Origin of the sequence: Enterobacter sp. MGH 37 (genome assembly GCF_000534515.1) — a bacterium.
Classification (GTDB): domain Bacteria; phylum Pseudomonadota; class Gammaproteobacteria; order Enterobacterales; family Enterobacteriaceae; genus Enterobacter; species Enterobacter kobei.
The window spans coordinates 2,536,138-2,556,261 of the sequence record NZ_KI973205.1; the positions used below are offsets into that span (position 1 = coordinate 2,536,138).

Annotated in this window: 18 protein-coding genes; 9 read left to right on the forward strand and 9 right to left on the reverse strand. The window is 56.2% G+C overall.

From position 1 onward, the window contains the following. Nucleotides 1-15: 15 nt before the first annotated feature. The 4 genes from L383_RS11785 to L383_RS11770 all read right to left on the reverse strand — a co-directional run bounded on the left by L383_RS11785 (nucleotide 16) and on the right by L383_RS11770 (nucleotide 2,508). The gene (locus L383_RS11785; protein ID WP_023331044.1) at nucleotides 16-915 is read right to left on the reverse strand and encodes a Dyp-type peroxidase; all 900 of its coding nucleotides are present in this window, start codon (nucleotides 913-915) and stop codon (nucleotides 16-18) included. Between the two features lie 92 nt (nucleotides 916-1,007). After that, nucleotides 1,008-1,583, reverse strand: a complete 576-nt coding sequence (locus tag L383_RS11780; RefSeq protein WP_014884748.1) for an RpoE-regulated lipoprotein — start codon at nucleotides 1,581-1,583, stop codon at nucleotides 1,008-1,010. A 63-nt stretch (nucleotides 1,584-1,646) separates the two neighbouring features. Then, nucleotides 1,647-2,096 (reverse strand): DUF2919 domain-containing protein, encoded by a 450-nt coding sequence (locus tag L383_RS11775; protein ID WP_023331045.1) that lies wholly within the window; start codon nucleotides 2,094-2,096, stop codon nucleotides 1,647-1,649. After that, nucleotides 2,083-2,508 carry a GNAT family acetyltransferase gene (locus tag L383_RS11770; RefSeq protein WP_014884750.1) on the reverse strand — a complete coding sequence of 142 codons (426 nt, stop codon included), beginning with the start codon at nucleotides 2,506-2,508 and terminating at the stop codon, nucleotides 2,083-2,085. The genes L383_RS11775 and L383_RS11770 overlap by 14 nt, the downstream gene beginning before the upstream one ends. Before the next feature lie 212 nt (nucleotides 2,509-2,720). Between L383_RS11770 and amiA the strand changes: the two genes are divergently transcribed. Both amiA and hemF read left to right on the forward strand, forming a co-directional pair. Beyond that, nucleotides 2,721-3,596, forward strand: a complete 876-nt coding sequence (gene amiA, locus L383_RS11765) for an N-acetylmuramoyl-L-alanine amidase AmiA (RefSeq protein WP_014884751.1) — start codon at nucleotides 2,721-2,723, stop codon at nucleotides 3,594-3,596. Beyond that, complete coding sequence (hemF, locus tag L383_RS11760; RefSeq protein ID WP_014884752.1) at nucleotides 3,596-4,495, forward strand: oxygen-dependent coproporphyrinogen oxidase; 900 nt, start codon at nucleotides 3,596-3,598, stop codon at nucleotides 4,493-4,495. The genes amiA and hemF overlap by 1 nt, the downstream gene beginning before the upstream one ends. Before the next feature lie 79 nt (nucleotides 4,496-4,574). Here the strand turns inward: hemF and maeB are convergent, their stop codons facing one another. Continuing rightward, entirely contained in the window at nucleotides 4,575-6,854 is a 2,280-nt protein-coding gene (gene maeB / locus L383_RS11755; protein WP_023331046.1) for an NADP-dependent oxaloacetate-decarboxylating malate dehydrogenase, read from the reverse strand. 289 nt (nucleotides 6,855-7,143) lie between these two features. Between maeB and tal the strand changes: the two genes are divergently transcribed. Both tal and tkt read left to right on the forward strand, forming a co-directional pair. After that, a complete protein-coding gene (gene tal, locus L383_RS11750; RefSeq protein WP_014884754.1) occupies nucleotides 7,144-8,094 on the forward strand; it encodes a transaldolase in 951 nt (316 codons plus the stop codon). Nucleotides 8,095-8,113: 19 nt separating this feature from the next. Continuing rightward, nucleotides 8,114-10,102 (forward strand): transketolase, encoded by a 1,989-nt coding sequence (gene tkt / locus L383_RS11745; protein ID WP_014884755.1) that lies wholly within the window; start codon nucleotides 8,114-8,116, stop codon nucleotides 10,100-10,102. A gap of 69 nt (nucleotides 10,103-10,171) precedes the next feature. On the opposite strand, the gene L383_RS11740 is transcribed toward tkt, so the two are convergent. Further along, a complete protein-coding gene (locus L383_RS11740; RefSeq protein ID WP_023331047.1) occupies nucleotides 10,172-11,215 on the reverse strand; it encodes a DUF1176 domain-containing protein in 1,044 nt (347 codons plus the stop codon). A gap of 109 nt (nucleotides 11,216-11,324) precedes the next feature. After that, a complete protein-coding gene (gene nudK / locus L383_RS11735; RefSeq protein WP_014884757.1) occupies nucleotides 11,325-11,915 on the reverse strand; it encodes a GDP-mannose pyrophosphatase NudK in 591 nt (196 codons plus the stop codon). Between the two features lie 220 nt (nucleotides 11,916-12,135). Here nudK and narQ point away from each other — a divergent pair, with 220 nt between their 5' ends. Together narQ and acrD are read left to right on the forward strand one after the other, a co-directional pair. After that, a complete protein-coding gene (gene narQ, locus L383_RS11730) occupies nucleotides 12,136-13,830 on the forward strand; it encodes a nitrate/nitrite two-component system sensor histidine kinase NarQ (protein ID WP_023331048.1) in 1,695 nt (564 codons plus the stop codon). Between the two features lie 142 nt (nucleotides 13,831-13,972). Further along, entirely contained in the window at nucleotides 13,973-17,086 is a 3,114-nt protein-coding gene (gene acrD / locus L383_RS11725; protein WP_014884759.1) for a multidrug efflux RND transporter permease AcrD, read from the forward strand. A gap of 108 nt (nucleotides 17,087-17,194) precedes the next feature. Here acrD and ypfM read toward each other — a convergent pair whose 3' ends face one another. Next, complete coding sequence (gene ypfM, locus L383_RS25950; RefSeq protein ID WP_015572204.1) at nucleotides 17,195-17,254, reverse strand: protein YpfM; 60 nt, start codon at nucleotides 17,252-17,254, stop codon at nucleotides 17,195-17,197. Nucleotides 17,255-17,641: 387 nt separating this feature from the next. Here ypfM and L383_RS11720 point away from each other — a divergent pair, with 387 nt between their 5' ends. From L383_RS11720 to L383_RS11710, 3 genes are read left to right on the forward strand one after another with little or no spacing between them, the layout of a single operon-like run. Then, complete coding sequence (locus tag L383_RS11720; protein ID WP_014884760.1) at nucleotides 17,642-17,998, forward strand: ArsC family reductase; 357 nt, start codon at nucleotides 17,642-17,644, stop codon at nucleotides 17,996-17,998. A 3-nt stretch (nucleotides 17,999-18,001) separates the two neighbouring features. Then, a complete protein-coding gene (gene dapE, locus L383_RS11715; RefSeq protein WP_014884761.1) occupies nucleotides 18,002-19,129 on the forward strand; it encodes a succinyl-diaminopimelate desuccinylase in 1,128 nt (375 codons plus the stop codon). 24 nt (nucleotides 19,130-19,153) lie between these two features. Continuing rightward, nucleotides 19,154-19,351: a YpfN family protein gene (locus L383_RS11710; protein ID WP_014171111.1), complete on the forward strand. Its 198-nt coding sequence runs from the start codon at nucleotides 19,154-19,156 to the stop codon at nucleotides 19,349-19,351. 56 nt (nucleotides 19,352-19,407) lie between these two features. On the opposite strand, the gene ypfH is transcribed toward L383_RS11710, so the two are convergent. Continuing rightward, nucleotides 19,408-20,103: an esterase gene (ypfH, locus tag L383_RS11705; protein ID WP_014884762.1), complete on the reverse strand. Its 696-nt coding sequence runs from the start codon at nucleotides 20,101-20,103 to the stop codon at nucleotides 19,408-19,410. Nucleotides 20,104-20,124 lie beyond the last annotated feature (21 nt).

Consider the following 20,124-nt stretch of genomic DNA (forward strand, 5'->3'; position numbering starts at 1 on the left):
TTCGGGTGAGGGGCGTTAAAGCGCCAGCAGACGCTCAACGGACGGCGCGAAGTAGTAGCCGCCGGTTACCGGTTTGGTGAAGCGCAGCATCGCGTCGCGCTTGCCGTCAGTGTCGCCGAACATGCTCATCAACTGCTGCTCGATGTTATACAGGCGTGCGCAGTACGCGCAGAAGTAAAGACCATGGGTGCCGCTTGCGGTGCCATACGGCAGGCTCTGGCGGACAATCTTCAGCCCTTTGCCCTCTTCTTTGAGGTCAACGCGGGTCAGGTGAGAGGTCACCGGACGGTCATCGCCGTCGATCTCTTCGTTCGCCTCTTTGGTGCGACCAATCATCATCTCCTGGTCATGCACGCTCATGCGGTTAAGCTGCTTGAGATTATGCTCCCAGCGCTGCACGAACACGTAACTGCCGCCCGCATCCACGCCATCTTTGATGACCGCCACGTCACGACGCGTCTCTTCACCCGCCGGGTTTTCCGTGCCGTCGACGAAGCCGCTCAGATCGCGCTCTTCTACCCAACGGAAACCGTGAACTTCTTCCTGCACCTCAATGCTGTCGCCGAACGCTGCCACCGCGGCCTGGGCAACGGAGAAGTTAACATCGTGACGCAGAGAGAGAATATGAATGAGCAGATCGTACTGGGTGGCCGGAGCCAGACCTTTACCGTAAGGGATAAAGTCTTTCAGCTCTTCCGCCCCTTCGCCGCCGCTCAGCTGACGCCAGACGTTATTGCCAAAAGCAACAACGGCGCCGAGATGGGCATCCGGGAATTTGGCCTGGAAAGTCGCCAGTTTATCAACAAACGCTTTACTGGCCGCACGCAGGGCATCCACGTCCCCTTTGACATTGGCTTCGATCCAAATCGCCGCGCGGCAATGTTCTGGCAAAATGCCACTCTGAACCTGAGACATCGCTCCTCCTGAAATAAAGATGCCACGTCAGCGTGGCATTGATGGCGGGTATTATACCCGGATTTCAGCGAGGCGGTTTGTTCAGGCGCAAATTACTGCTTCCAGACTATTTTGCTCACTTTCCAGCTTTTCAGCGTGTCGTCAGACGGCATTAATCCCTCCGGACCGCTCCAGGTACCGGTGAAGACATAGCTGATGTGCTGGCTGCCTTCCGCCTTACATTCCACCGCGACGCCCTCGTCGGAAGGCGCGCTGGTGCAGTTGCCAAAGGCTTGTTTATACAGATCGCTAAACGGCGTACCCACTTTCACACCGCTGGCGGTCGGGATTTCGTCGTCGAGCACCGCAATGCGGTTCACCGTGCCTTTATCGCCATTAATCACCAGCGCCAGTTTGTCCCCTTTTAGCGCTTCAAAGTACCGCACAATGTTGCCATTCTCGGTTTTCATGCCGCTACGCAGGCGGTAGTCACTGCTCAGGGCATCCTGAATGGCATCCTGATCGAGCGCGGTTGATGCGGTAATTTTTCCTACGCCCTGCTCGGTCACTTCCGTGGACGCGCCAAACCAGTTCCACGGATAGGCTGCGGACCAGTTGATGGAGGAGAGCGTTGAACAGCCGGTTAATGCCAGCGGGAGAGCGCATAAAAGTAAACGCAGCGATTTCATTGAAACGTCCTTACGTGTTAAATCAACGCTTGTTGGAGTACGACTTCGGTAAAAAGTGCCGTTCTAATCTGACTCTTGCGTAAAACAGGCGCGTAGCCGGGGATTTGTCAGCAGCCACAGCAACGCCACAATATCCGCGATCACCAGCGCAATCCCGATACCCGTTAGCGGTTCACCGTACCACCAGAGTACAGGCTGCCAGAACAGTAGCGCAGTCTGGGCAATGATCAGCAGCCAGCGAAGCGCGCCCCAAAAGCGTGGAATCAGATGCCGCCGTCCGCTGACCAAAAACGCCAAAACGGCGGGAATGCCCGGCAGTAAGCCAAGCCAGAAGGCATCGTGATCGGGATAGAAGAGATTCAGCAGCGTGTCGCCCTGCCCGCGCGACGCGCCAGCCATCACAAACAGCACCCAGGTTCGCGCCTGCAGCAGCAGAACGCACCAGAATAAAAAAGGCAGCCTGAGGCGGCCCTGCGCGTCATAGTCTGCCGGATGGATCTCAGTACTCTTCATCTTCGATCAGGCGTTTACCTAAATTCAGCACGTCAGAGTGCTCATAGCCCAGACGTTCATACATGCCCAGCACCACGTCGTTATCTTCCCGCACCATGATCTGAATTTTCGGGCAGCCGCGAGCAATCAGCTTCTTCTCAAGCCGGTTCAGTAACGCATTCGCGATGCCACGCCCACGGTATTCCGGATGGACCCCAAGATAATAAGCCGAGCCGCGATGGCCGTCATATCCGCCCATGACGGTGCCGACAACCTCGCCATTCACTTCCGCGACCAGAAACAGACTGACGTCGTGATTCACCTTCCGTTCGATGTCCATCTCCGGATCGTTCCACGGACGCAGCAAATCGCAGCGCTCCCAAAGGGTGATCACCTCTTCGAAATCTTCCTGGCGAAAAACGCGTATCTCCATGGTATTAACCGCCTTTTCGGGTTCAAAAACAGTGATTATGGCGCGTACGGGACGTTTAGCCAATAACCGGGGAAAATCTCGCCAAAATTTGGCATAATGTCACTTTGTCACGTATTGAAATGAAAAGTAAAACAATTCTCAATAAGGACTGTCGTAACGGGAAACACGATACGATATAACACCAGGACCCCTTTTTTTAGTATTCAGGCCGCATGAGCACATTCAAACCATTAAAAGCACTCACATCGCGTCGTCAGGTTCTCAAAGCGGGGCTGGCGGCCTTAACGTTAACCGGTATTGCAAAGCAGGCTCAGGCGAAAGACGAGAGCACGCTCAAAACCAGTAACGGACACAGTAAACCCAAAACCAAAAAGCCCGGCGCAAAGCGTCTGGTGATGCTGGACCCGGGCCACGGCGGGATTGATACCGGCGCCATCGGTAAAAACGGGTCAAAAGAAAAACACGTCGTGCTGGCGATTGCAAAAAACGTGCGCGCAATTTTACGCAGCAACGGCATTGACGCCCGTCTGACGCGCTCTGGCGACACCTTTATCCCGCTGTATGACCGCGTGGAGATCGCCCATCAACACGGCGCGGATCTGTTTATGTCGATTCACGCTGACGGCTTTACCAACCCGTCAGCCGCGGGCGCGTCGGTGTTTGCCCTGTCCAACCGTGGGGCCAGTAGCGCCATGGCAAAATACCTCTCCGACCGTGAGAACCGGGCGGATGAAGTGGCCGGGAAGAAGGCCACGGACAAAGATCATCTGTTACAGCAGGTGCTGTTCGACCTCGTGCAGACGGACACTATCAAAAATAGCCTGACGCTCGGCTCGCATATCCTCAAACGGATTAAGCCGGTGCACCGCTTGCACAGTAAAAGCACCGAGCAGGCGGCGTTTGTGGTGCTGAAGTCACCTTCAATTCCGTCCGTACTCGTGGAAACATCTTTTATTACCAATCCGGAAGAAGAGCGGCTGCTCGGCACCACGGCGTTTCGCCAGAAGATTGCTAACGCCATCGCCTCCGGCATTATCAGTTACTTCAACTGGTTCGATAACCAAAAAGCGCACGCCAGGAAACGTTAATGAAACCCAATGCTCAACTGGTCAAAACGTTCCTGCTGCAACTGCAGGATGAGATTTGCCAGAAACTGGCCGCCGCAGACGGCGGTGAATTTCAGGAGGATAACTGGCAGCGTGAGGCAGGCGGCGGTGGCCGCAGCCGCGTATTGCGAAATGGCGGCATCTTTGAACAGGCGGGGGTGAATTTTTCCCACGTTCATGGTGACGCTATGCCCGCCTCTGCGACAGCGCATCGTCCTGAGCTGGCGGGCCGAAGTTTTGAAGCGATGGGCGTTTCGCTGGTGGTGCATCCGCATAATCCGTTTGTGCCGACCAGTCACGCTAACGTACGCTTTTTCATTGCCGAAAAACCGGGGGCTGATCCGGTCTGGTGGTTCGGCGGCGGTTTCGACTTAACGCCCTACTACGGTTTCGAAGAGGATGCCGTGCATTGGCACACCACCGCGCGCGACCTTTGTCTGCCGTTTGGCGAAGACGTCTACCCGAAATTTAAAAAGTGGTGCGATGACTACTTTTACCTGAAGCACCGCGACGAGCAGCGCGGCATCGGTGGACTGTTCTTTGACGATCTCAACACGCCCGATTTTGATACCGCGTTCAGCTTTATGCGCGCGGTGGGCGAAGGCTTTACTGAGGCCTATTTGCCCATTGTCGAACGACGTAAAGATATCGACTATGGCGTGCGCGAGCGCGAATTCCAGCTTTATCGCCGCGGGCGCTACGTGGAGTTTAACCTGGTGTGGGATCGCGGGACGCTCTTCGGCCTGCAGACCGGCGGGCGCACGGAGTCGATTTTAATGTCGATGCCGCCGCTGGTACGCTGGGAATACTGTTACGAGCCAAAAGAAGGCAGCCCGGAGGCTGCCTTGAGTGAGTTTCTGAAAGTACGCGACTGGGTGTAATTGCCGGACGGCGCTACGCTTATCCGGCCTGGTTAACCCGTAGGTCGGGTAAGCGAACGCGCCACCCGACGCACCGCCGCTACAGAGGCTGCGTCTGCGCCTCAACCACCGCCAGCGCCACCATGTTCACGATGCGTCGCACAGAGGCAATCGGCGTTAATACATGCACCGGTTTCGCCACGCCCATCAGTACCGGCCCTACGGTCACCCCTTCAGAGCTGGATACGCGCAGCAGGTTGTAGCTGATACGCGCCGCTTCCACGTTCGGCATAATCAGGATGTTTGCCGAGCCTTTCAGCGGACTGTCCGGCATACGCTCGTTGCGGATGCTTTCCACCAGCGCGGCATCGCCGTGCATTTCTCCGTCAATCATCAGCTCCGGCGCACGCTCGCGCACCCGCTCCAGCGTCTGACGCATTTTGCACGCCGCCGCTGATTTAGACGAACCAAAGTTAGAGTGCGACAGCAGCGCCACTTTCGGCTCAATACCAAAGCGACGCACGGTTTCTGCCGCCATCACGGTGATCTCCGCCAGCTCGTCCGGGGTTGGATCGTCGTTAACGTAGGTATCGGCGATAAACGTGTTCCCGCTTGGCAGCAGCAGCGCGTTCATCGCTCCGGCGGCGTGAACCCCTTCGCGGTAGCCGAAGATCTCCTGCACCACGCTGAAATGCTCGTGGTAATCGCCGATGGTACCGCAGATCAGCGCATCCGCTTCGCCGCGATGGACCATAATCGCGCCGATCACCGTGGTATTGCTGATCACCGCCCGCTGCGCCTGCTCCTGGGTGATCCCACGACGCTTCATGATCGCGTAGTATTCGTTCCAGTACTCTTTAAAGCGCGGATCGGATTCGTTATTGACGATCTCAAAGTCCACACCCGGCTTAATCTGCAGCCCCAGTTTCTGAATGCGCATCTCGATGACGCTCGGACGACCAATCAGGATCGGCTTCGCCAGCCCGAGGCTCACCAGCTCCTGGGTGGCATGCAGCACGCGCGCCTCTTCCCCTTCCGCCAGCACCACGCGTTTTGCGTCCGCGCGGGCCTGAGAGAAAATTGGCTTCATAAACAGGTTGGTTTTGTAGACGAACTCGGTGAGTTTATCAACGTAAGCGTCGAAGTCCTGGATCGGACGCGTTGCCACCCCGGAGTCCATTGCCGCTTTGGCCACCGCTGGCGCGATCTTCACGATCAGTCGCGGGTCAAACGGTTTAGGGATGATGTAGTCAGGCCCGAAGCTCAGATCCTGATCGCCATAGGCAGAAGCCACCACTTCGCTCTGCTCGGCATGCGCCAGTTCCGCGATGGCGTGAACCGCTGCCAGCTTCATCTCTTCGTTGATCGCCGTTGCACCAACGTCCAGCGCGCCACGGAAGATGAACGGGAAGCAGAGCACGTTGTTCACCTGGTTCGGGTAGTCCGAACGGCCGGTACAGATAATGGCGTCTTCACGCACCGCTTTCGCCAGCGGCGGCAGAATTTCCGGTTCAGGGTTCGCCAGGGCCAGGATCATTGGCGCACGCGCCATCTTCTTCACCATCTCCTGGGTCAGCACTTTCGGGCCCGAGCAGCCAAGGAAGATGTCCGCACCGTCAATCACGTCCTCAAGCGTGCGTTTGCCGTCATCGTCCACCGCATACGCCGCTTTGGTTTCCGCCATGTTTGGCTCACGGCCTTTGTAGATCACGCCTTTGGAATCGCAAACCACGATGTTGTGTTTCTGCATCCCCAGCGCCACCAGCAGGTTCATACAGGCGATGGCCGCCGCGCCCGCGCCGGAGACCACCATACGCACGTCGGAAAGATTTTTCTCGACCACGCGCAGGCCGTTCAGAATGGCGGCGGTGCTGATAATGGCCGTACCGTGCTGGTCGTCATGGAACACGGGGATGTTCATACGCTCGCGCAGCTTCTGCTCGATATAGAAACATTCCGGCGCTTTGATGTCTTCCAGGTTGATACCGCCGAAGGTTGGCTCCAGCGCGGCGACGACGTTAATGAATTTATCCGGGTCCAGCTCGTCCACTTCGATATCGAACACGTCGATACCGGCGAATTTCTTGAATAGAACGCCCTTCCCTTCCATCACCGGCTTACCCGCCAGCGCACCAATGTTGCCAAGGCCGAGTACCGCCGTACCGTTAGAGATCACCGCGACCAGGTTACCGCGCGCGGTGTACTTATAGGCCGCCAGCGGATCTTTTTCGATTTCCAGACACGGTGCCGCCACGCCCGGTGAGTAGGCAAGAGCCAGATCGCGCTGAGTCGCCAGCGGCTTGGTTGGGGAAACCTGGATTTTGCCCGGAACGGGGAACTCGTGAAAATCGAGGGCACTCTGTTTCAACTGCTCATCCATCTTATTTTTCCTTTCACGTATCGGTCAAAAGGGTGACGTTTGCGATCCTGATGCACACCCTGGTGTGCCGCCTAGTATCGCCTCAGGACAGCGCATAAACTTTGAAGGCTGCCAAACTCTCACCATCACACATTAAAAATTGTTATCAATTTATAACAGCCATGTTACCCGTCTCAAAAGCAATGCCTCCCCCGTCTGCTATGCTTTTTTGTTAAGTCCATCATGATTTTCTCAGAAGTGTGAACTAACGCACTCATCTAACTCTTTTATTTCCAAGGAGTAATGATTTATGAACCAGCTAGACGGCATCAAACAATTCACCACCGTGGTTGCGGACAGCGGCGATATCGAGTCGATTCGCCACTATCAGCCGGAGGACGCGACCACCAACCCTTCCCTGCTTCTGAAAGCGGCAGGGCTTGCCCATTTTAGTCATCTGATTGATGACGCGATTGCTTACGGCAAGAAGCGCGGCAAAACGCAGGAGCAACAGGTTGCCGAAGCCAGCGACAAACTGGCGGTTAATTTTGGTGCAGAAATTCTGAAAAGCATTCCAGGACGCGTCTCGACCGAAGTGGACGCCCGCCTCTCGTTCGATAAAGAAAAGAGTATTACGAAAGCGCGTCGTCTGGTTGAACTCTACCAGGAGCAGGGAATTGATACGTCACGCATTCTGATCAAGCTCGCGTCGACGTGGGAAGGTATCCGCGCGGCAGAGGTGCTCGAAAAAGAGGGGATCCACTGCAACCTGACGCTGCTGTTCTCGTTTGCACAGGCACGCGCCTGTGCTGAAGCGGGCGTGTTCCTCGTCTCGCCGTTTGTCGGGCGCATCTACGACTGGTATCAGGCGAAACAGCCCATGGACCCGTACGTAGTCGAGGAAGATCCGGGCGTGAAGTCAGTGCGAAATATCTACGACTACTACAAACAGCACCGCTATGAAACCATCGTGATGGGGGCCAGCTTCCGCCGTACCGAGCAGATCCTCGCCCTGGCAGGCTGCGACCGCCTGACCATCTCCCCTAACCTGCTTAAAGAATTACAGGACAAAGAAGAGACGGTGATCCGCAAACTGGTGCCAACCTCCACCGTCCTGCCGAAACCGAAGGCCATGACCGAAGCCGAGTTCCGCTGGGAGCACAATCAGGACGCGATGGCCGTGGATAAACTGGCGGAAGGCATCCGCCTGTTCGCCGTCGACCAGCGCAAACTTGAAGACCTACTCGCCGCCAAACTTTAACCTTGCCATGGAGTGAACTATGTCCCGTAAAGAGCTCGCCAATGCCATCCGCGCCCTCAGCATGGATGCCGTGCAGAAAGCCAATTCCGGCCACCCTGGCGCCCCCATGGGCATGGCTGATATTGCCGAAGTGTTGTGGAACGACTTCCTGAAGCACAACCCCAACGATCCTGCCTGGTACGATCGTGACCGCTTTATTCTGTCTAACGGCCACGCCTCGATGCTGCTCTACAGCCTGCTGCACCTGTCCGGCTATGATCTGCCGCTTGAGGAGCTGAAGAATTTCCGCCAGCTGCATTCGAAAACCCCGGGTCACCCGGAAATCGGCTATACGCCGGGTGTCGAAACCACCACCGGACCGCTGGGTCAGGGGCTGGCCAACGCCGTCGGACTCGCGATTGCCGAACGCACGCTGGCGGCACAGTTTAACCAGCCGGACCACGAGATTGTCGATCACTACACGTACGTGTTTATGGGTGACGGTTGCCTGATGGAGGGGATTTCGCATGAAGTCTGCTCGCTGGCGGGCACGCTGGGGCTCGGCAAGCTGATCGGCTTTTACGACCACAACGGCATCTCCATTGACGGGGAAACCGAGGGCTGGTTCACCGACGACACGGCGAAACGCTTCGAAGCCTATCACTGGCACGTCGTGCATGAGATCGACGGCCACGATCCTGAAGCGGTGAAAAAAGCGATTCAGGAAGCGCAGAGCGTGAAGGACAAACCGTCCCTGATTATCTGCCGTACGGTCATCGGCTTTGGCTCACCAAACAAAGCAGGTAAAGAAGAAGCGCACGGCGCGGCGCTCGGCGAAGAAGAGGTGGCACTGACCCGACAGAAACTGGGCTGGAAATACCCGCCGTTTGAGATCCCGAAAGAGATCTACAAGGCATGGGATGCGCGCGAAACGGGTGAAAAAGCCCAGCATGCCTGGAACGAAAAATTTGCCGCCTACAAAAAAGCATACCCGGAACTGGCGGCTGAGTTTTCCCGACGCATGAGCGGTGGTCTGCCGGAAGACTGGGACGATAAAACCCAGGCACTGATTGAAAACCTGCAGTCTAACCCGGCGAAAATCGCCACCCGTAAGGCGTCGCAAAACACCCTGAATGCCATCGGCCCTATCCTGCCCGAACTGCTCGGCGGCTCGGCGGATCTGGCGCCGAGTAACCTGACCATCTGGTCGGGCTCGAAATCGCTGAAAGAGGACATCGCCGGAAACTATATCCACTACGGCGTGCGCGAGTTCGGGATGACCGCCATTGCCAACGGTATCGCCCATCACGGCGGCTTCGTGCCCTACACCGCCACCTTCCTGATGTTCGTTGAGTACGCTCGTAACGCAGCGCGCATGGCGGCGCTGATGAAGGCCCGGCAGATTATGGTCTACACCCACGACTCTATCGGGCTGGGTGAAGATGGCCCGACGCACCAGGCGGTGGAACAGCTGGCGAGCCTGCGCTTAACGCCAAACTTCAGCACATGGCGTCCGTGCGATCAGGTCGAAGCGGCAGTGGGCTGGAAGCTGGCGGTTGAGCGCCATAACGGCCCGACGGCGCTGATCCTGTCGCGTCAAAACCTGGCCCAAATTGAGCGCACCCCGGAGCAGGTGAAAAATATCGCCCGCGGCGGGTACATCCTGAAGGACAGCGGCGGCAAACCGGACGTGATCCTGATTGCCACGGGTTCTGAGGTGGAAATCACGGTGAAAGCGGCGGAGAAACTGACTGCCGAAGGTCACGCGGTGCGCGTCGTTTCCCTGCCTTCAACGGATATCTTTGATGCCCAGGACGAGGCATACCGTGAATCGGTGCTCCCCTCCAGCGTCGCGGCGCGCGTGGCGGTGGAAGCCGGAATTGCCGACTACTGGTATAAGTATGTGGGGCTGAAAGGGGCGATTGTCGGTATGCGGGGCTACGGTGAGTCCGCCCCTGCCGACAAGCTGTTCCCGTACTTCGGCTTTACCGTTGAGAACGTGGTGGAGAAGGCGTTGAGCGTGCTTTAGTGCGGTCTTCGTTGCCGGGTGGCGGCTACGCCTTACCCGGCCTACAACACCATCAAATCGTAAGCCGGACTACCGCGTGATCCACAGCGTGGGCCAGGCGTCCGGCCCGTTCCAGTTATCGCAGCTTGGCTCTTCCGCATACCGCACCAGGCGGAAGCGCTGGCCGTCGAAACGCCAGCGCGTCTGGATCCCACAATCACCGATCCCACGCCCCAGTGCGAGCGTCGTCAGCTCGCGTGTTTTTTCATCGAAGCTGGCGTTCATCAGTTCCATATCGCTACTCTGACTGGACGGGGTAAACGGCAGACGCAGCCTGACGCTGCGCGCGGTGAACGGTTTTTTACGCGATACCAGCCACGCCAGATCGACCGTATTGTAAGCCCCCGCCTCGCAGCTGACGATCAGCAGCGCTTTATCATCCGTTAATGCGGTGACGCGCACTTCGCGGCGGTTAGGATCCAGCGAGCACTGGCTGTTGTTCATCCGCCAGGTGCCGTAATCCAGCAGATCGTTCAGTTCAGCGTGGGAGAGTGGCGTTGGCGTGGGGTTCACCACGGCCACCTTTTTTAATGCCGGAGCTGGAGGCACGCTCAGCGGCGGGCTATCCCCTTTTTTAATCCATGCTGTTTCGCTGCCCACGCGCTTTTGCTGAGCGTCGATAAACAGCAGCGCCGCTTTCAGTCCGACCAGAGAGATCGTCTGCTTCCCTCCGCGCAGGGTCAGCCTCTGTCCTTCCTGAATCGTTTTCAGAAACGTGGTGAGGGTACCCGTATCGTCAGTCTTGAGATGCCAGGGCGTTAACTGCCAGTGCTGGGCATTGAGTTTTAAGGGAACGTCGTCGAGCAGCAGTCGGGGGGCGATGTCAGGCTCTTTTACCGGAGGAGCCGAAAGCCCGCCGAGATCGATACGCAGGCTGGCGTCCGTTTTTGCCCCAGCGCTACGGCTCAGCGTCATCACCAGTCCGCGGTGTTCACCGGTATTTCGGGCAACGCAAAAATTCTGGTTATTGCAGGTGACCTGCCAGTCAGAGAAAGACTGCTGCGCAGGTGCAGCCCACACCAGAGGTGCGGGTAGCACGCAAAAAAAGAAGAGAAGCAAAACGCAGTAGCGCATGAATGGCACAGCCCCGGAAACGAAAAGGTCAATCTGGGGCGTATCTTCGTGCCCTGGACGGGCGGGCTCAATCGGATTTATCGGATAGATTTATCTGAAATATAACTTATCACCGGACCTGCGCGGCGTTCATCACGCCGCTGGTTTGCAGATACTGCAGCAGGATCACCGCTTTACCGTCGCGTATCTCGCCGCTTTTCACCATTTCCAGCGCCTGAGCGAAGGGCATTTCAAGCACTTCAATATCTTCATCCTCGACCCCGCCGCCGCGGTGAGTACGCTGAGCATCGGTGTATTCCGCAACGAAGAAGTGGACCAGCTCGGTCACCCCGCCTGGAGACATGAAAAGCTCAAAGACTTTTTGTACCGCACCCACCTCAAAACCCGTTTCTTCTATGGCTTCTTTGCGAATACAGACTTCCGGCTCATCGTCATCAAGCAGACCGGCGCAGGTTTCAATCAGACGCCCGTCCGCGTTGCCATTGACCCATGTCGCCACCCGAAACTGACGAATCAATACCACGCTTTGCTTTTCGCGGTTATACAGCAGAATGGTAGCGCCATTGCCCCGGTCGTAGACTTCGCGTTTATGGCGAATAACGTCCCCGTTCTTACGGGTTAAATCGTAAGTGATGTTACGCAGGACAAAGTAATTTTCAGAAAGGATTTTGTCTTTGATAACGGTAATGTTCAGGGACATACGGGCTCCACGGCAAAATGAGTCTGTTTATACTACGCCGTGACGCTCGCTTTGTCGCCCGTGGGTTCAGACGGCGCGTTTCTCGCTGGATGATGTTTCCGGTTGCGCCAGGCGCAATAACCTTACTGTACGTATGAATAAAGTGTTTACTCATCACGGCGTTATCAGGCAATGTACACCTGCCCGAAACGTCTGATTATTTCTCCCAGAGAGCCGTTCTGTGACCGTTAAGCGACCCGTTTCCGGAAGCCTTGCCTGGGCTTTCTTTTCGATAATTGTTCTCTCCGTGCTGACCAGCAGCGTCGCGCTACTGACGCTTGCCAGCAGCCAGCGCGACGCTGAAGCCATCAACGTTGCGGGTTCACTGCGCATGCAGAGCTATCGTCTCGGTTACGAGATGCAGCGTAACAGCCCTTCCCTTATGGCGCATCGTGAGAACTGGCGGCAGACATTAAGCGCACCTTCCCTGCAAAAGCTGAACCGCTGGTACGTTCCGGGCAATGTCAAAACGCGCTACCAGCAACTGCAGTTTGCCTGGCTGGAAATGGATAAGCACATCGCCCGCGGTGACAGCGCATGGTATGCCGCGCATATTGAGGATTTTGTCGGCCGCATTGATGCCTTTGTGCTCGCCCTCCAGCATTACAGTGAACATAAAATCCAGACAGTGACCCTCCTCTCTCTGGCTGGCGCCCTCGGGATCCTGCTGCTGACGCTGTTTACCCTGCGGCGTATCCGCCGCCAGGTCGTATTACCGCTGAATAATCTGGTGGCGGCCAGCGAGCGGATTGAGCGAGGTGAATTTACGACGCCTGCGCCGGATACCGCCCTACCCAACGAGCTGGGCCAACTTTCCCGCGCTTTCAACCATATGTCGGGGGAGCTACACACCCTTTATCGGTCGCTTGAAGCTTCCGTGGCGGAAAAGACGCGACATTTGCACGAAGCCCACCAGCAGCTCGACATGCTGTTTAAATGCTCCCAGGCGTTGAATACGGGGCAGATAGACAGCCATTGTTTTCGGCACATATTGCAGATTGTCCATGAATACACTCAGATGAATTACCTGGAACTCCGCACCAGTGACGACTGGCGACTGTGTGAAGGGACCGCGTCGGGCAGCATCCCGATGCAAAATCTGCCGGTACTGATGCAGGACACCCTTTACGGTGAGCTGCGCTGGCAAAGCGAGACGGACAGCGTTCCCCTCCCGCTGATGAGAAGCGTGGCGACCATGCTCGGGCGCGGGCTGTACTTTAACCAGGCGCAAAAGCATTACCAGCAGCTGCTGCTGATGGAAGAACGCGCCACCATCGCCCGGGAACTGCACGATTCGCTGGCGCAGGTGCTGTCTTATCTGCGGATCCAGCTTGCCCTGCTTAAACGCGCGGTGCCAGCGGATAATGCTCCCGCGCAAACTATCATCACCGACTTCTCCCGCGAGCTGAACAACGCCTGGCAGCAGCTGCGCGAACTGCTGACGACCTTCCGGCTGACGCTAAATCATGCGAATTTACCCGCGGCGCTGCAGGAGTCTCTCGATGCCCTGCAGAGCCAGACGCAGGCCAGGCTGCACCTCGACTGTCGTCTCTCCTCCCTGGCGCTTGACGCCCAGAAACAGGTGCATTTGTTGCAGATCGTCCGGGAAGCCGTTCTGAATGCGATTAAGCACGCCCAGGCCAGCGAAATTACCGTTAGCTGCGTAACGGCGGTGGATGGCACGCACAGCGTCAGCATTCGCGACAACGGCATCGGGATTGGCGAGGCAAGCGAACCGCCCGGACACTACGGACTGAACATTATGCGTGAGCGCGCACAACGACTCGGAGGCATGCTGCACTTTTCGCAACCGCAAAACGGCGGCACGCTGGTCTGCGTGACGTTCCCGGTGCCTGCGCCGTTAACGGGTAAATAACGGTAAAGAGGCAAGCGCAGGGAAAAGCGCATGATAATTTACACTATCTCCTTTATTTCTCCACGTTTGACCTGGGCCTTACCGCTAAAGTTAGGCGGGCAATAAACAATAATGACGTGCAGCAAAACGAGGTCACTTTTACATGGCGAATTTTTTCATCGATCGCCCCATTTTTGCCTGGGTGCTTGCCATCCTGTTGTGTCTGACAGGTGTCCTGGCGATTACTTCTCTTCCTGTTGAGCAATATCCCGATCTGGCACCGCCTAATGTGCGTGTCACCGCAAACTACCCCGGCGCTTCCGCACAAACGCTGGAAAACACCGTGACGCAGGTTATCGAGCAGAACATGACGGGTCTGGATAACCTGATGTACATGTCCTCGCAAAGCAGCGCCACGGGACAAGCGACGGTTACCCTGAGCTTTAAGGCGGGCACCGACCCGGACGAAGCGGTGCAGCAGGTACAAAACCAGCTTCAGTCGGCCATGCGTAAGCTGCCCCAGGCGGTGCAGAACCAGGGCGTTACCGTACGTAAAACCGGTGACACCAACATTTTGACCATCGCGTTTGTCTCCACCGATGGCTCAATGGATAAACAGGACATTGCGGACTACGTCGCCAGTAATATTCAGGACCCGCTCAGCCGTATTAACGGCGTGGGGGATATCGACGCCTACGGCTCACAATACTCCATGCGTATCTGGCTCGATCCCAACAAGCTGAACAGCTATCAGATGACGGCCACCGACGTGACGGATGCCATCAAAGCCCAGAACGCACAAATTGCCGTGGGGCAACTGGGAGGAACACCTTCCGTTGATAAACAAGCCCTGAACGCCACCATTAATTCGCAATCCCTGCTTCAGACACCGGACCAGTTCCGCAACATTACCCTGCGCGTGAATCAGGATGGCTCAGAAGTGCGTCTGAGCGATGTGGCGACGGTGGAAATGGGTGCTGAGAAATACGACTACCTGAGCCGATTTAACGGCAACCCGGCCTCTGGCCTTGGAATTAAGCTGGCCTCCGGCGCAAATGAAATGGCGACGGCGAAACTGGTGCTGGACCGTCTGGATGAGCTGTCGCAGTATTTCCCGCACGGGCTGGAGTATAAAGTCGCCTATGAAACCACTTCCTTCGTAAAAGCCTCGATTGAGGATGTGGTAAAGACCCTGCTGGAAGCGATTGCCCTGGTGTTCCTGGTCATGTATCTGTTCCTGCAAAACTTCCGCGCCACGCTGATCCCCACTATTGCCGTCCCCGTGGTGCTGCTGGGTACCTTTTCGGTGCTTTACGCGTTCGGGTACAGCATTAACACCCTGACGATGTTTGCCATGGTGCTGGCAATTGGCCTGCTGGTGGATGATGCCATTGTGGTGGTCGAAAACGTCGAGCGCATCATGAGCGAAGAAGGTCTTTCCCCGCGCCAGGCCACGCGAAAATCCATGGGTCAAATTCAGGGGGCGTTAGTCGGCATTGCGATGGTGTTGTCGGCGGTCTTTATCCCAATGGCCTTCTTCGGCGGCACGACCGGCGCGATTTACCGCCAGTTCTCGATAACCATCGTCTCAGCAATGGTGCTCTCCGTGCTGGTGGCCCTGATCCTCACCCCTGCGCTTTGCGCCACCCTCCTCAAGCCGCTGCACAAAGGGGAACATCACGGTCAGAAAGGGTTCTTCGGCTGGTTTAACCGGATGTTCAACCGCAATGCCGCTCGGTATGAATCTGCGGTCGGTAAAGTGCTGCACCGCAGCCTGCGCTGGATGATGATTTACGTTGTACTGCTGGGCGGCATGGTGTGGCTGTTTCTGCATTTGCCCACCTCGTTCCTGCCGATGGAAGACCGGGGGATGTTCATCACCTCGGTGCAGCTCCCGAGCGGCTCAACGCAGCAGCAGACGCTGAAAGTGGTCCAAAACGTAGAGCAGTACTTCTTCACCCACGAGAAAGATAACGTTGTGTCGGTCTTTTCGACCGTTGGCTCCGGCCCGGGCGGGAACGGGCAGAACGTCGCCCGTATGTTTGTCCGTCTGAAAGACTGGAATGAACGGGACACCCAAACGGGAACCTCATTTGCCATCATTGAACGTGCCACTAAAGCCTTTTCCCGTATTAAAGAGGCGCGCGTCTTTGCGAGCAGTCCGCCAGCGATCAGCGGCCTGGGGAGTTCTGCCGGGTTTGATATGGAGCTGCAGGATCACGCCGGCGCGGGCCACGATGCGCTGATGGCGGCACGCGACAAATTGTTAGCGCTGGCAGGTAATGATTCTGGCCTGACCCGCGTGCGCCACAACGGCCTGGACGACAGCCCCCAGCTTCAGGTGGATATCGACCAGCGTAAGGCGCAGGCGCTGGGCGTCTCCATCGACGATATCAACGACACCCTGCAAACGGCGTGGGGCTCGAGCTATGTGAACGACTTTATGGATCGCGGTCGCGTGAAAAAAGTGTATGTTCAGTCCGCCGCGCCGTACCGCATGCTGCCGGATGATATTAACCGCTGGTTTGTACGCAATAACAGCGGCGGGATGGTTCCCTTCTCGGCGTTTGCCACCTCGCGCTGGGAGAGCGGTTCGCCGCGTCTGGAGCGCTATAACGGTTATTCTGCGGTTGAAATCGTCGGGGAAGCCGCGCCGGGCGTAAGTACCGGCACGGCCATGGACACCATGGAAAAACTGGTGCAACAGCTGCCCGCCGGTTTTGGTCTGGAATGGACGGCCATGTCTTACCAGGAACGTCTCTCCGGCGCGCAGGCCCCCGCGCTTTATGCCCTTTCTCTGCTGGTGGTGTTCCTCTGCCTTGCCGCGCTGTATGAAAGCTGGTCGGTTCCGTTCTCGGTCATGCTGGTGGTGCCGCTTGGGGTTATCGGTGCGCTGCTGGCAACCTGGATGCGCGGCCTGGAAAACGATGTTTACTTCCAGGTCGGGCTGCTGACGGTGATCGGTTTGTCGGCGAAAAACGCCATTCTGATCGTTGAGTTTGCCAACGAGATGAATGCCAAAGGCCACGAGCTGATGGCCGCCACGCTACATGCCTGCCGTCAGCGACTGCGCCCGATCCTGATGACCTCGCTGGCCTTTATTTTTGGCGTATTGCCAATGGCAACCAGCACGGGTGCAGGTTCCAGCAGCCAGCACGCGGTCGGTACCGGGGTAATGGGGGGCATGATTTCGGCCACCATCCTGGCCATTTATTTCGTGCCGCTGTTCTTTGTGCTGGTGCGTCGTCGCTTCCCGCTCAGAGAGCGGCAGGAATAACATTCAGCCATAAAAAAGGCGGCTTTATCAGCCGCCTTTTTATTGTGTGATTAATTCACACTATGATTATTTTACTTATTTAAGTGCTCTTGCAATTCTTACTGAATGTCATTTACGAAGCATGCCTTCGATAAAATCTTTCCAGTTCCCCAGTTCACGTTCAATCATAACAACCTCTCTTATTATTATGCGCATTCTACGAAAACGTATCATCATTGTGAAGACTATTTAACCAATTGCTGTGATTGTACCCCGCCACCGTTGGGGATTTATGATAAATATGAATGGAGAATCTTAAATTTTGTGTGACGGCCAGCAATATTTTGAAATAACCCTACGAACGGGTGAGCTTTATTTTACCCGCTGAGTTTGTTAGCAATTTATACCCGATGGACATCTATGCTTAAATGATGAAAGAATATTCAGCGTACAGATGTGCGTTGAATTAAGCAGACGTGTAAATCCAGAGTATTCCTGAATGTGTTATATTCTGCTTAAGGATATAGCTTCGAATTTATTGAACATTTAATGGTCATAAGGACAAAAGGATTCACCATGGTTGTGATGTACGGCATTAAAAATTGCGACACCATCAAAAAAGCCCGCCGCTGGCTGGAAGCGAACCACATCGAGTACCGCTTCCACGATTACCGTGCCGATGGGCTTGATGCAGATTTTCTGCATAACGCCATCAATGAACTGGGCTGGGAGGCACTGCTTAACACCCGCGGTACCACCTGGCGTAAACTGGACGAATCCCTGCGCGCCAGCATCGTTGATGCCGACAGCGCGGCAAAACTGATGCGTGAAATGCCGGCAATTATCAAACGCCCATTGCTCTGCAAGCCAGGTCAGCCTATGCTGCTGGGTTTCAGTGAAACCCTTTATTCTGACTTTTTCGTTGAGGTGTAGTGTATGTCATGCCCGGTCATTGAGCTGACTCAACAGCTTATTCGCCGTCCTTCCCTTAGCCCGGACGACGCAGGTTGTCAGGCATTAATGATTGAGCGCCTGCGTGCCATCGGTTTTACCGTTGAACGCATGGATTTTGGCGATACTCAGAACTTCTGGGCGTGGCGCGGCCAGGGTGAAACGCTGGCGTTTGCCGGGCATACTGACGTCGTTCCCGCAGGTGACGCAGATCGCTGGATTAACCCGCCGTTTGAACCGACCATCCGCGATGGCATGCTCTTTGGCCGCGGCGCGGCAGACATGAAAGGCTCGCTGGCAGCGATGGTGGTCGCGGCTGAACGCTTCGTGGCTCAGCATCCGAACCACAAAAACCGTCTCGCGTTTTTGGTCACCTCCGACGAAGAAGCCAGTGCCCATAACGGTACCGTGAAGGTGGTTGAAGCGCTGATGGCGCGCAACGAGCGTCTCGACTACTGTCTGGTCGGCGAGCCGTCCAGTACCGAAGTGGTGGGCGATGTCGTGAAAAACGGTCGCCGTGGCTCACTGACCTGTAACCTGACCATTCACGGCGTTCAGGGACATGTTGCTTATCCACATCTGGCCGATAACCCCGTTCATCGCGCTGCGCCAATGCTGAGCGAACTGGTGGCGATTGAGTGGGATAAAGGTAACGAATTCTTCCCCCCGACCAGCATGCAGATTGCTAACGTCAAGGCCGGGACCGGCAGCAACAACGTGATCCCGGGGGACTTCTTCGTCCAGTTCAACTTCCGCTTCAGCACCGAACTGACCGATGAGATGATCAAAGCGCGCGTTGTCGCGCTGCTGGAAAAATATCACCTGCGCTACACCGTGGACTGGTGGCTTTCCGGCCAGCCGTTCCTGACGCAGCGCGGCAAACTGGTTGATGCGGTAGTGAACGCCATCGAGCACTATAATGAAATTAAGCCACAACTGCTGACGACGGGTGGCACTTCAGACGGACGCTTTATCGCCCGTATGGGAGCTCAGGTTGTCGAACTGGGGCCAGTAAACGCAACCATTCATAAAATAAATGAGTGTGTTAATGCGGCAGATTTGCAACTGCTGGCTCGTATGTATCAACGTATTATGGAGCAACTCGTCGCCTGACGAATGCTCTGAGAGGAATAGCGAATGGATTGGCTTTCAAAGTACTGGTGGATTCTGGTGCTGGTGTTTCTGGTCGGCGTACTGCTCAACGTGATTAAAGACCTTAAGCGCGTTGACCACAAAAAGTTTCTTGCGAACAAGCCTGATCTCCCGCCACACCGCGATTTTAACGACAAGTGGGACGATGACGACGACTGGCCGAAGAAAGACCAGAAGAAGTAATTGTTAATCTCACCCCTCCCCCTAACCCTCGCCCCTGGGGGGGAGGGGGAAAGTGCCTACATAAACTCAACAATATTATCGTCATTCGGCTTGCCGCCGCTGAGCGCTTCATCAAAGTAGTGCTTCGGTACGGTATAACGCAGATGATCGAGCGCGAATTGCATGCTGCGGTCGTCAATCGCATGGCCCAGATCGTCAACGATATCCAGCGTCACATCTCCACCTTCACGAATCAATGCTTCCTGAGCGGCAACCGCATGTGAAAGCTCAATGACCCGGTCTTCACCACCGTGGATCAGATGGATCGTGGTCTGCGTGGTCGCACTCGTCGGCAGCGTCGCAAAGCGGCCGTTAAACGCGATCACCCGTGAAACCAGACCCGGCTGCGCTTTCACACTTTCCAGGGACATGATAGATCCCTGCGAGAAGCCAATCAGCGCGGTCGCGTCAGCACCCACGCCGCTCTGCTGCTGCCAGTAGCGTACGATGTCGATAAACGTGGGCATGATGGCATCAATGCGCGCCTGACGGTTCTCCTCCGTCACGCCCTGAACCGGGAACCACTGTCGTCCGTTCGGACCACACGGTTCTACGCCGCCGATGCTGACAATCAATGCTTCAGGGAAAACAGGCGCAAACCAGCTACCAATCTGCCCCATATTGACGGCATTATCGCCAACACCATGAAACAGAAGCAGTAACTGTTTAGCCGGTTTGTCAGGGCTTTGAACAACAAAATGGTCGTGTTTCATGGCGGTCTCCTTAATTGATGA

What these genes read in the sequence shown, in the direction of transcription:
- L383_RS11785 (WP_023331044.1), bottom strand. Translation starts at nt 915, where the DNA reads ATGTCTCAGGTTCAGAGTGGCATTTTGCCAGAACATTGCCGCGCGGCG.
- L383_RS11780 (WP_014884748.1), bottom strand. Translation starts at nt 1,583, where the DNA reads ATGAAATCGCTGCGTTTACTTTTATGCGCTCTCCCGCTGGCATTAACC.
- L383_RS11775 (WP_023331045.1), bottom strand. Translation starts at nt 2,096, where the DNA reads ATGAAGAGTACTGAGATCCATCCGGCAGACTATGACGCGCAGGGCCGC.
- L383_RS11770 (WP_014884750.1), bottom strand. Translation starts at nt 2,508, where the DNA reads ATGGAGATACGCGTTTTTCGCCAGGAAGATTTCGAAGAGGTGATCACC.
- amiA (WP_014884751.1), top strand. Translation starts at nt 2,721, where the DNA reads ATGAGCACATTCAAACCATTAAAAGCACTCACATCGCGTCGTCAGGTT.
- hemF (WP_014884752.1), top strand. Translation starts at nt 3,596, where the DNA reads ATGAAACCCAATGCTCAACTGGTCAAAACGTTCCTGCTGCAACTGCAG.
- maeB (WP_023331046.1), bottom strand. Translation starts at nt 6,854, where the DNA reads ATGGATGAGCAGTTGAAACAGAGTGCCCTCGATTTTCACGAGTTCCCC.
- tal (WP_014884754.1), top strand. Translation starts at nt 7,144, where the DNA reads ATGAACCAGCTAGACGGCATCAAACAATTCACCACCGTGGTTGCGGAC.
- tkt (WP_014884755.1), top strand. Translation starts at nt 8,114, where the DNA reads ATGTCCCGTAAAGAGCTCGCCAATGCCATCCGCGCCCTCAGCATGGAT.
- L383_RS11740 (WP_023331047.1), bottom strand. Translation starts at nt 11,215, where the DNA reads ATGCGCTACTGCGTTTTGCTTCTCTTCTTTTTTTGCGTGCTACCCGCA.
- nudK (WP_014884757.1), bottom strand. Translation starts at nt 11,915, where the DNA reads ATGTCCCTGAACATTACCGTTATCAAAGACAAAATCCTTTCTGAAAAT.
- acrD (WP_014884759.1), top strand. Translation starts at nt 13,973, where the DNA reads ATGGCGAATTTTTTCATCGATCGCCCCATTTTTGCCTGGGTGCTTGCC.
- L383_RS11720 (WP_014884760.1), top strand. Translation starts at nt 17,642, where the DNA reads ATGGTTGTGATGTACGGCATTAAAAATTGCGACACCATCAAAAAAGCC.
- dapE (WP_014884761.1), top strand. Translation starts at nt 18,002, where the DNA reads ATGTCATGCCCGGTCATTGAGCTGACTCAACAGCTTATTCGCCGTCCT.
- L383_RS11710 (WP_014171111.1), top strand. Translation starts at nt 19,154, where the DNA reads ATGGATTGGCTTTCAAAGTACTGGTGGATTCTGGTGCTGGTGTTTCTG.
- ypfH (WP_014884762.1), bottom strand. Translation starts at nt 20,103, where the DNA reads ATGAAACACGACCATTTTGTTGTTCAAAGCCCTGACAAACCGGCTAAA.